At 72.8% G+C, this 1583-nt stretch carries 2 protein-coding genes; both read right to left on the bottom strand.

Annotated features, from left to right (window positions below; all coding sequences use genetic code 11):
• A partial coding sequence (locus AC1DY2_RS19620; RefSeq protein WP_476763934.1) for a serine/threonine-protein kinase occupies positions 1-1075 on the bottom strand: 1075 nt, incomplete at its 3' end.
• The coding region (locus tag AC1DY2_RS19615; protein ID WP_476763933.1) for an FHA domain-containing protein at positions 1072-1583 on the bottom strand (512 nt) is incomplete at its 5' end. The genes AC1DY2_RS19615 and AC1DY2_RS19620, both read right to left, overlap by 4 nt.

The following is a 1583-nucleotide window of genomic DNA, read 5'->3' as shown; positions in this document are numbered from 1 at the left end:
CCTGACGCGGCGTGCGAGCGCGGGTGGCGTCGTCCTCACTGGGAACGGCGGCCGGCAGCCGGGTCGGGGCGGCCGGCTGCGCCTCGACCGATCGCACCGCGCGGGCGCGCGTCTCGTCAGCGCCGTCCTCGACGGGCGCCTGTCGCTCGGAGGAGAGGTTGGGGACCTCGATGGTGGTCGCCGGGTAGCCGAGTTCCAGCTCGACGCGCTGGAGTGCCCTGGCGAACTCCACCGCACTGGGATAGCGGTCCTCGCGACGCGTCGCCATGCCCTTCGCCAGCACGGCCGTCAGGCTGCGCGGCACGTCGTCGCGGCCGATCGGCGTGATCGCCCCTCGCTCGATGCGCCCGATGAGGTCGAGCGACCCGTTCGGTCGCCCCGGGATCTCGAACGGCGTGCGCCCGGCGAGGAGGGAGTGCACCGTCGCGGCGAGCGAGAAGACATCGCTGCGCTGGTCGGGCTTGGGGTCATCCTCGAACATCTCGGGCGGCGACCAGGGCACGCTCATGCCGACCGCGGACTGGCCGGAGGACGTCGACGACGCGTCGACGGGCGACGTCATCGTGTGCACCGGCAACTCGCCCTCGAGGTTCGATGAGATGCCGAAGTCGGTGAGGGCGGGCCACCCGTAGTCGTTCGTCAGCACGTTGGCCGGCTTGATGTCGCGGTGCAGGATGCCGGCGGCGTGCGCCGTGGCGACGGCGCCGGCGAGGCGGATGCCGGTGCGCAGCGCATCCTCGACGGCGAACCGCTCGCGCTTGTAGCGCTCGGCGAGGCTCGGCCCCGAGCAGTACTCCATGACGAAGTAGGGGCGGCCGTCGGCGGAGACATCGGCGTGGAAGATCGTCACGATGAACGGATGCGCCGACAGTTGGGCCATGAGGTTGGCCTCGGCGACGAACTGGGCGCGCGTGTCACGGCCGAGCTCCTCGGTGAGGAGCACCTTCACCGCGACCTTGCGCCGCGGCAGGCGCTGCTCGTAGAGGAACACATCGGCGAACCCGCCAGAGCCGAGCAGCTGCAGCGCCGTGTATCCGGGCAGGTCGGGCGGCGTGGACGGGGCGCGACRCATCATTCGCCCACGACCTGGATGGTCCAGCCGCCGCCGAGGTCCATCACCGTACCGGTGAGGACGGGCGTCGGCTCGCCGGCCCGCAACTTGACCGGGGGCTTGCCTGGCGCGACGACATGCGTGCCGTTGCGCGAGTGCAGGTCGGTCACCACGACCGTGTCTCCCTCGACCGCGACGCGCAGGTGGTTGCGTGAGATATCGGGGTCGCCGGCTCCGATCGTGATGAGCCGCGGGATGCGCCCGCCCGAGACCTGGCTCACGCTCGGCGCGCGCCCGAGGACGACCTCGTGGCCGATCGGCTCGAGGCTGCCGTCGGGCATGCGGAGCGACGCCGAAGGCGACACCGTGACGCCCGACGGAGGCGTGGGCGTGGCCGTGGCCGGGCGCGCGGCGCGCTGGGCGCGGAGCCGCTGCAGGTCGATGCCGGCGACGGTGAGGCCGTCGTGGTCGCCCTCGAGCTCAGCCGGGGCTGCCGGAGTCGGCCGGGTCACGGGCGCCGAGCGCTTGGGAG

It is taken from the genome of Agromyces sp. P1_H4 (genome assembly GCF_056405255.1).
The sequence above is the reverse complement of the archived record's forward strand: the minus strand, read 5'-3'. Positions and strand labels throughout refer to the sequence as shown.